The sequence below is a fragment of the Pseudomonas sp. GQ91 genome, from assembly GCF_059758795.1.
On record NZ_JCAXED010000006.1, the window covers coordinates 331,658 to 339,489 of the forward strand.

Here is a 7,832-nt window from a genome sequence, read left to right on the forward strand (position 1 = left end):
GTTACCTATCCAATAAGCGAGGCGCCCGGAGCACCGCCAAACGGCAGCGGATTGCCGCGACCATGGCGTATCTCGCAATCGCTCACGCGCCCGCCGCAGCGGTCCAGGGCCGGGTCGTCCACGGGGTTGCCGTCGAGGTCGAACATCTTGATGCCGGTGTAATTGCAGTCGGGGCCGCGATACTCGCCCCACAGGCACCACTCGCACCGGTTCATGATCAGGCCGCCCGGCAGCCGCTGCCCCTTCACTGCCGTCGGAGGAGCCAGTGAGAACACAACCTCCTGGCGCAAAAGGCTGGTCACCTGGTTGATGTACGAGATGTCGAGCTTTTCCATGGCGCTGGCAGTGGGGTTGCCCTCTGGGAAGTTAGCGGCGTCTAGGTACTTGGCGTAGGTCTGCCGAACCGTCAGCTTGACCCCGCTCATACCCTGAAACTGACGGCACAACGCCGTTATCGTGCCGTCGATGTTGCTGATCTTGAGCATGGGCGTTGAGTTGTTACCCTCGACGCTGCGCCCGAAGCCGCCGGTTTCGTACGGTCTGGGTAAGTAGGTCTCACCCTTCCAGATGATCGGGGTCGACTGCTGGTGAGCGTGAAAGCGCAAAACCCCCATGCCACGCGCTTCACCGTCCAGTTCGATCAGTTGGATAATCGCGCCCGGCTCGAGCTTCTGGTTGTCCAAAGTGATCATGGGTTGAATACCTGCTGAAAGGTAGTGCTCAGGGTGTACTTCTTTTTTCCGTGGGTTTGCAGTTGCCAGCCACCAGTGGTGATGTATGCGCCCTGCTCTTCCATCGGCGGCGTCCACAGAAAGTGGTTTGCGCCCTTGTGGCGCTTGAAAAACTTCCTGATTTCCGCGATGTAGGCCTCGCTTCCTGTGAACGACACCGCATAAGCGCCGCTCACATTGTTGATGCCGACCGAGAGGCGCTGGCTGTAGCCGTTGCCAAACTTCGACTCGAGGGTGTCTGTTTGATCATCCCCGGACGAGCCGACCCGTGGCGACCAGGTGAATACCTCTGCCATCAGCTGTTTCTCCGATTGTTAGGGTCAAGGAGACCGTTCTGACCCTTCTCCTGCTGAATCACCTGCCGGGCGATCTTCGGCATCTCTGATCGGGCAGTGGCCAACAGCGCCAGCCCCATCTGCTCATAGCCCTCCGGCGCGTTGACGGCCCCGCCAGAGCCATCGCCATTGATGTGCAGGTGGATTTCCGGCGCAGCGCCAGACCCAGCGCCTGCAGCAACAGTCGGAGCGGTGAATGCAGGTGAAACTCCAGGGATGCCAACAAAACCGCCTGCCGAATAACCGGGCTTTCCCGTCTGGTTAAGTCCGATCAGGTAATCCTTCATTCCTGGCTGGTTCACCACCTCCTTGCGGATCACTACCTCATCGCCGTGAACGATTCCTTTCGGCTCAAGCTTGCCGCCTGGCCCCGTCCAGCCGCCACCGGAGTACCCGGCCAGAGCCATGCCGGCGACCATGCCGGCGTTGGCATAGCCGGCGGCCAGCAGCGCGGCACCGACTGGGATACCGCCAAGAATTGTCAGTTCGGCCGGCGCTTTGGCTGCAGCGATCTGGGCGTTCATGATGATCGATGCAACCGCGAACGCTTTCTGAGCAACGAATAGCGCCTTGTAAGCCCCGGACTGCTCGCCCGCGATCTTGCCCACCATGTCTGCGGCCTGGCCGGAAAGCTCGCTGAAGGTGCCAATAACAGCCACCTTGTATGCGCCCTGTATGTCCGAGAGCCGCGCCTGATTGGACTGGTTGATCTCGACGACGCGGTCGAGATACTGCTGTTCAGCTGCAAGCTTCTGCTCATTGGTGCTTTGCTGGTCGGCAAGGATCTGGTCGCGCAGTTCCGACTGCATGGACAGTTGTTTGTCGTGCCACTTTTTCAGAGCAGCTTCGGCCTCGGCGATCTTGACCAGTTCGCCAGATGGGCCGCCCACCGAAGAATCAATACCTCCAAACTCGGGGGCCTCGGTGACGGTCGCCTTCGAAATCGCATCAGCGCCGACGCGGTAATCGTCCGAGCTGAGCTTTCCGGCGCGATTTGCTGTTTCCAGCACCTGCATCCTTTCCTTGGTGGTGGCCAGCAGTGCCTGCTCTTTGGTTTGCAGGCCGGACATCAAGCCGTCGTATGCCTTTCGGGCATTCAACGCGTCCAGCTCAATGGCCTTGCCTTCGAGCATGACTTTGTTCTTTTCGGTCAGCTTGGACAGTTCGCCGGTAGTAAGGTCGTACCGGAGACGCCCCAGCTCCGTGGTCTCTCCGTACAGGGCAACCTGCTGGGTGAGATTTGCCAGGGTTTGTTTGTATGCATTGGTCAATTGTTCTGTTTGGCGCTGGGCCTCTTCGCCAGCTTTTTTCGCCTTCTGCTGGGCCTCCTCTGTAGCCTTTGCTGCATCCTTAGCAGCCTGCTCAGCGGTCACCAGAATGCGCCAGCCTTGAGCCACCCCTGGGTCTACACCTTCCCGCTGTATTTTCCGATTGAGCTCACCCATCGGGTCGCCGCCGTCGCGAGCAGCATTCAGTCTTTCAACGAGCGTTTTGGTGTAGCCGTCCCAGCCCGCAATTGTTTTCGGGTCCGGGCCTTCAATCTTCTTGAGACCTGCACCAGCCTGACCAGCTGCAACCGCCACATCATTCAGGCGCGCCGTGAGCATGTTGGCAACGTCGCCATAATCACCCGACGCTTTAATTGCCTCCCCGTACGCCGAGGCCGATGCATTGATGGCTTTGGTCATCTCCTGGTTGGGACCAATCGCCGCGACGAGTTGCTGGCTAGCTGAATCAATGTCCTGACCGCCAGCGATGCGACGATTAAAGTCTGTGACCGCCCGATCACGCTGGAATGGGTTCGCCGAGTAAGTGTCGCCCCACTTGTCGTTGCCCTGGGCGGCGGCTCGGATCTCGCGCAGCGCCTTCTGTGCGGCTACCTGTGCATCGGCCTGCTGCTGGATAACGCCATCCAGCTTGTACCGGGCTTGTTCTTTACCCAGCTCTGCAAACTCCTTGCGCAACTCTTCGACCGGTCGCTTGAGGTCAACGGTGGCCTGTCGGGCCTTATCGCTGTTGTCGCGAAACAACAGGTAGCTGGCAGCTACAGCGCCGGCGGTAACAGCCAGCCCGACCGGACCGCCCATCACCCCAAGAAGCGCTGATCCGGCACGACCAGCCAGCGATGTCGCGGCTGTTTGAGCTGCTTGTGCGGAGGTCTGCGCGGCTGTCGCCTGTGTATCCGCCAGTCTGGCTAGCCGCAGACGGCTAAGCGCGGCGGTGTGAGCATCGGTGAACCTGGTCGCGGCAACCTGAGATTCTGCGGCAACCACCTCGGCAGCAGTGCGGCGCGCGGCGGCAGTTGCCGCGTCAAGCTGAGCCGTAGTCCTGCCGATTTCTGCAGAGCGCGCTTCCCGCAAAGCGCTGACCTGGTCGCGCAGCCCCTTAACAACCTCGCCGACCTTCAAGCCCCCATATGCCGCGCCCGCAGTAAGCGCAGAGGCCGCCAGAACATCCATATTTTCGGCAACGAATGTGATGGCGCCGGAAAGAAGCTTTGTGCTTCCGGTCGCCCCATCGATTCCACCCACCCAAGCCTGGAACGAATTTGTCACCGTGGTGGTGGCACGACTCACAGATCCAGGCAGATCCTTAAACTCGCCTTGGAGCGCACCCAGCTGGCTGATGAGTGCAGGCACAACCTTGTCGATGGTGAGCAAGCCCTGGTCTGCCATGGCCTTGAGGTCTTTACGAGCGACCCCCATACCAGCAGCTAGAGCTCGAATCACTCGGTCACCGTTTTCATTGACTGAGTTGAACTCCTCGCCACGTAGAACGCCCTGACCTAGAGCCTGGGAGAACTGGGTAATCACGGAGGACGCTTCCGCTGCGCCGGCGCCCGAGAGCTGAAGGCCCAACGCCAAAGCCTCGGTTACGCCCAGTACATCACTCGACGAGTAACCGAACTCGCGCATTGAAGCAGACGACCGGCTGAAAAGATTTGCGTTGTCGGCAAATGCAGTCCCTGTACGCTGGCTCACCTCAAAGAGGGATTTTTGGCTTACAGCAAAATCTTCGGTGCTCGTGGAGGCCTGCTTAAGCCGCGCGTTTACCTGATTCCAGCTGTCAGCTTGGTGGATGACGTTGCCTACTGCGAGCGCGCCGGCCATGGCCTTTGCATAGCCGCCCACTGTTGAGGTGAGCGCCTGCATTGCTGAGCCTTGAGCTCGAACTGCCGCCTCTTGGGATCTCCACGAACTGGTCGCGTCACGGTTTCCGGACGTGATGGTTCGGAGATAGCTTTGCCCCATACGGCCAGCTCTTGCCATCTCGCGCTGATAGGCGCTCGTCTCGGCTGAAACGCTGACGATCAAGGAGCGGAGGGTTTGCCCTGCCATGCTTTTCTCCAGGCATTAAAAAACCCGCCTTGGCGGGTTATTTGGTTCTCTCACTACTGAGAATTTCAGAATTTTGATCGATATAGAAACGCCATCGATTCAGGCAGTCGGCATACACAACTATTTTCGAAGGTGGATTACTCATCTGCTCAGAGAGCCCAACGTATTCCACTTTATCGCACTTCAATTGCTTTGCTGCCTTTTGGAACGCAGCACGCTCTGCGACTTTTATTCGCTCCACACCGCCATCACCCCACTGCTGATAAGTCTTTGGGTAATGCTCTTTTGAATAAACTGAAAGAGCGGACTCATCGATCACAACTTCTGAGTCCTGCCTTTCCGAATCCCCACAACCAGCGATAACAGCAGCAACTAAAACCGCACATTTCCTCATAGCTATCTTCCTTGCGAAACAGAGAATCTAGCATGAGGATAGGACCTGCGCGGCAGGCACACCCTCGTCACTCGGAAGACTTGACCATCAAGAACGCCTTGAACAGCTGCTCTCCCTCCTCGGCCAGTGCCACTTCATCAACCACCACCGCCGACTCATCTTTCCATTTAGGCATGAGGTCAACAGCAGAAACCTTCGCGCCTTGAGCTTGGAACACTGACGCCGCAATGATCGATGCTTGAATATCACCACGGGCATCACTCAGCGGAGACTCTTGGTTGTACGCCATCCAGAGGAACAGCTCCTCCGCGCTCATCCTTGAACGCAGATCCTGGAGGGTCATTCCGAGCCGGAGTGCCAGAGTCAGCATAAACGCCAACTCCGGCTCCTCCGTCAGTCGTTTCCCGCTGCATCCACCGGATCTTCGGCGCCAGCTCCTGCAGCCACGCCGCTCAACTCGAAGACTTTCCCGACAAGCCGGTCATGCACAGGGCTGAACGCCTCGGCCACTGCGGGCACGTCATCATCAGTGAAGACTCGGACGTTGTTCTCGTCGAGCAGTGCGCGCACCAGGACAAACGCATACAACGGCGAAGAGTGGATTTCTACAGGCGACTCCGGTGGCGGCTCATCGTCATTTTCGGGGGCGACGGATTGGGCGGGAAGCCCTGCGTCCTGCCGGGCCTCCGCAACCGCCAGCGCCGCGCGGCGTCGATACTCAACCCAATCACCAGCGCTCAACGCTCGGACCACAACCTGGGCGCCCTCCCACTCTCCAATGGTCAGGTGCTCATGCTTGAAGTTGCGCATCGGGTCCAGTGCCATAGACCGAAGATCAGGAAGGGACGTAGCTTTGCGGGCCATTATGGAGTCACCACAGGCAAGTCGAATGATACGGCGCCGGTGATTCGCACGTTGAACGTTCCGTTGACGGTACCGTTCGGCGCGGCATCCCAAGTGAACTGGGTGACCAGGCCCAAGAAGCTCGAGGACGAACCATCCTTGAACAGCGATTTGAATGCGCGCGGCTCACCGTCGTCTCGCGCGGTGCGCAGCACGGTCTGGGCCTCGTCGTCGGCCTTCCAGTTGCCAGACATGCTGAAGGTGCCATTGTCGGCCAGGCCCACGGTAAATTCTTTGGCCTCGCTGGCCAGCACCGTAACCTCGATCTCGTCCGACTGGCCGCCCTGGAACTGCGGCTGCTTGATGGTTACAGACAGATCAGCCCAGAGCAGAGCCTCGTCTTTTGGGTCAATAGTGGTGGTTTTGGAAACGCTGAGAGCCGTGCCCTGCGTTTTGACGAACTTCGCTTTCGTTGGAGTTTGAACGGCCATATGGCCTCCTATGGTTGCAGGGTGTATTCCCAGCTCACGCTGAAAAGTTGGGTGTCGCTTTCAAATGCATCCGGAAGACGATCAGCGCTTCCGGTGGTGAAGTCGTCGCCATCCGTGGTCATGGCGGTGAACGCCTCGCCGGCGAGGGTCAGCGCCTGGAGAAAGCTTTCCCCCCATGCGTCGAGCTGGATTGTCAGGTCGCTGGATCCGTCCCAGCCCGCAAGCGTGAAGCCCGCGATGCTGCTGACCGTTTGAATGACCAGGCGCGGCTGGGCGGCATCCTCAGGCGCAACGCCGAAGTACACTCGCCCCTCGACCAAAGGCGAAAGCCTGTCGATAAGGGATTTCTCGATCATTGGGTTTACCGGGTGATGGCGTTATCGATGCCTTCGGCCAGCTTGTCAGCGACGGCCTTCTCGATCTGCGGCAAGCTGCCGTCCCAAGCCGGGCGGATGAACGGGTGAGCGCGCATCTTCGAGGTGCCGAGCTCTAGAAATTTCCAGTAAAACGGGGCGTCCCACTCGGTTTTGCTGGTGCGGCCTTTCTTGCCAGGGCGCTTAAGTGCCTTGGATTGTTTGCCTGCAGGCTTCTTCACACGGATACCGGCGGTCGCACCGCCTGGCGTATCAGCCTGTTTGAGACGTACCGCCGCGATATTCTTCTTCAGTTTACCGGTGCGGACAGGAGCTGTATCCCGGACCTTATCCCTGGCTACACGGGCTCCAGCCATCACAGCATCGCGAACGACCTTGTTGCCGACGGACTTCGCCAGCTTTTCAAAGTCGAGCTGCAACTCACCAAGGCCCAGCACAGTCAGCGAACCGTTGCTCATTTTGGCTTCACCGTTTTGCACATGAGTTTCAGCATGTCCCGCTGGTTGGTGGGCAGTGCCGCGATGATTTCGTAAGAGGTACCGTCGTGCACAAGGTGCTGGCCAGCCACCACGTCCTTGCGGTACCGGATGTTTATCTCAGCGGTAACGGTGGCTTGCATCTGTGACGCGGCCTCGTACATACGCCCGGAGGGGATGTTGATTTCTGCCCAGAGCTTGCCAAGGTCCCCCCAAGTCTTTGAGGGCTGCCCCAAGGCATCCTCGCCTTCAATGTAGCCGCGGCGCATGCAAGAGTGACGCAAAGGCCCTGCGCGCATTAAACCCCCCAGCCAATACGATATGGCGTAAGCAGTGATCGGGATCCGCCAGGCAGTTCGGAAGAGATTGTGCCTACTACAACATCTTCGCGATTTCCGTAAAGGTTGCCGGCGATGAGCAGGCAGGCGGAGTGGATTGATGGGTTAATCAGGATCGGGCGATCACCTGCAGTCCCATCCGCAATCGCCGCGTCCAAGGAAACTTGATCAGCGTAGAAACGACGATTCATGAACTGCGACGCACTGTCCTCGGCAGCGGATAGGTACAACTCAACATCCGCACGGTCATCCTCTTCGGCCCGCAGATGTCGCATCGCTTCATCGGTCGGAATGACGTTCATTTCAGGCCTTCGGATTGATTCTTGTGGCTAACCCCTTGGCGATGAGAAGGTTCGCTTCATGCTTTGGTGACTTATATCCCTCACCCCCGGCGCTGCGAATCTCCTTGCCGTCCAGGTAGCTTCTCAGTGGGTAGATGGTGATCAAGCTGTCAGCAGCGTCAGCAGCGTCAGCAGCGTCAGCAGCGTCAGCAGCGTCAGCAGCGTCAGCAG

At 58.8% G+C, this 7,832-nt stretch carries 12 protein-coding genes; all 12 read right to left on the reverse strand.

What is annotated here, in order from left to right; all coding sequences use genetic code 11:
- Positions 1 to 5 precede the first annotated feature (5 nt).
- Complete coding sequence (locus tag AC6CIA_RS11925) at positions 6 to 692, reverse strand: phage minor tail protein L (RefSeq protein WP_498312183.1); 687 nt, start codon at positions 690 to 692, stop codon at positions 6 to 8.
- Positions 689 to 1,027, reverse strand: coding sequence for a phage tail protein (locus tag AC6CIA_RS11930; protein WP_498312185.1), 339 nt, complete (start codon positions 1,025 to 1,027; stop codon positions 689 to 691). The genes AC6CIA_RS11925 and AC6CIA_RS11930 overlap by 4 nt, the downstream gene beginning before the upstream one ends.
- Positions 1,027 to 4,404 carry a tape measure protein gene (locus tag AC6CIA_RS11935; RefSeq protein ID WP_498312187.1) on the reverse strand — a complete coding sequence of 1,126 codons (3,378 nt, stop codon included), beginning with the start codon at positions 4,402 to 4,404 and terminating at the stop codon, positions 1,027 to 1,029. The genes AC6CIA_RS11930 and AC6CIA_RS11935 overlap by 1 nt, the downstream gene beginning before the upstream one ends.
- A gap of 37 nt (positions 4,405 to 4,441) precedes the next feature.
- The gene (locus AC6CIA_RS11940) at positions 4,442 to 4,798 is read right to left on the reverse strand and encodes a hypothetical protein (protein ID WP_498312189.1); all 357 of its coding nucleotides are present in this window, start codon (positions 4,796 to 4,798) and stop codon (positions 4,442 to 4,444) included.
- Positions 4,799 to 4,865: 67 nt separating this feature from the next.
- A complete protein-coding gene (locus AC6CIA_RS11945) occupies positions 4,866 to 5,168 on the reverse strand; it encodes a phage tail assembly protein T (RefSeq protein ID WP_498312191.1) in 303 nt (100 codons plus the stop codon).
- A gap of 23 nt (positions 5,169 to 5,191) precedes the next feature.
- The gene (locus AC6CIA_RS11950; protein ID WP_498312193.1) at positions 5,192 to 5,662 is read right to left on the reverse strand and encodes a phage tail assembly chaperone; all 471 of its coding nucleotides are present in this window, start codon (positions 5,660 to 5,662) and stop codon (positions 5,192 to 5,194) included.
- The gene (locus AC6CIA_RS11955; protein WP_498312195.1) at positions 5,662 to 6,132 is read right to left on the reverse strand and encodes a phage tail tube protein; all 471 of its coding nucleotides are present in this window, start codon (positions 6,130 to 6,132) and stop codon (positions 5,662 to 5,664) included. The genes AC6CIA_RS11950 and AC6CIA_RS11955 overlap by 1 nt, the downstream gene beginning before the upstream one ends.
- Before the next feature lie 8 nt (positions 6,133 to 6,140).
- Positions 6,141 to 6,488 carry a tail completion protein gp17 gene (gp17, locus tag AC6CIA_RS11960; protein WP_498312197.1) on the reverse strand — a complete coding sequence of 116 codons (348 nt, stop codon included), beginning with the start codon at positions 6,486 to 6,488 and terminating at the stop codon, positions 6,141 to 6,143.
- A gap of 5 nt (positions 6,489 to 6,493) precedes the next feature.
- Positions 6,494 to 6,964: an HK97-gp10 family putative phage morphogenesis protein gene (locus AC6CIA_RS11965; protein WP_498312198.1), complete on the reverse strand. Its 471-nt coding sequence runs from the start codon at positions 6,962 to 6,964 to the stop codon at positions 6,494 to 6,496.
- Entirely contained in the window at positions 6,961 to 7,281 is a 321-nt protein-coding gene (locus AC6CIA_RS11970; RefSeq protein ID WP_498312200.1) for a phage head closure protein, read from the reverse strand. Before AC6CIA_RS11970 ends, AC6CIA_RS11965 begins: the two co-directional genes overlap by 4 nt.
- Positions 7,281 to 7,622, reverse strand: a complete 342-nt coding sequence (locus AC6CIA_RS11975; protein WP_498312202.1) for a head-tail connector protein — start codon at positions 7,620 to 7,622, stop codon at positions 7,281 to 7,283. The genes AC6CIA_RS11970 and AC6CIA_RS11975 overlap by 1 nt, the downstream gene beginning before the upstream one ends.
- A 1-nt stretch (position 7,623) precedes the next feature.
- Positions 7,624 to 7,832 (reverse strand): hypothetical protein (locus tag AC6CIA_RS11980; protein ID WP_498312204.1); only part of this gene is annotated, 209 nt, incomplete at its 5' end.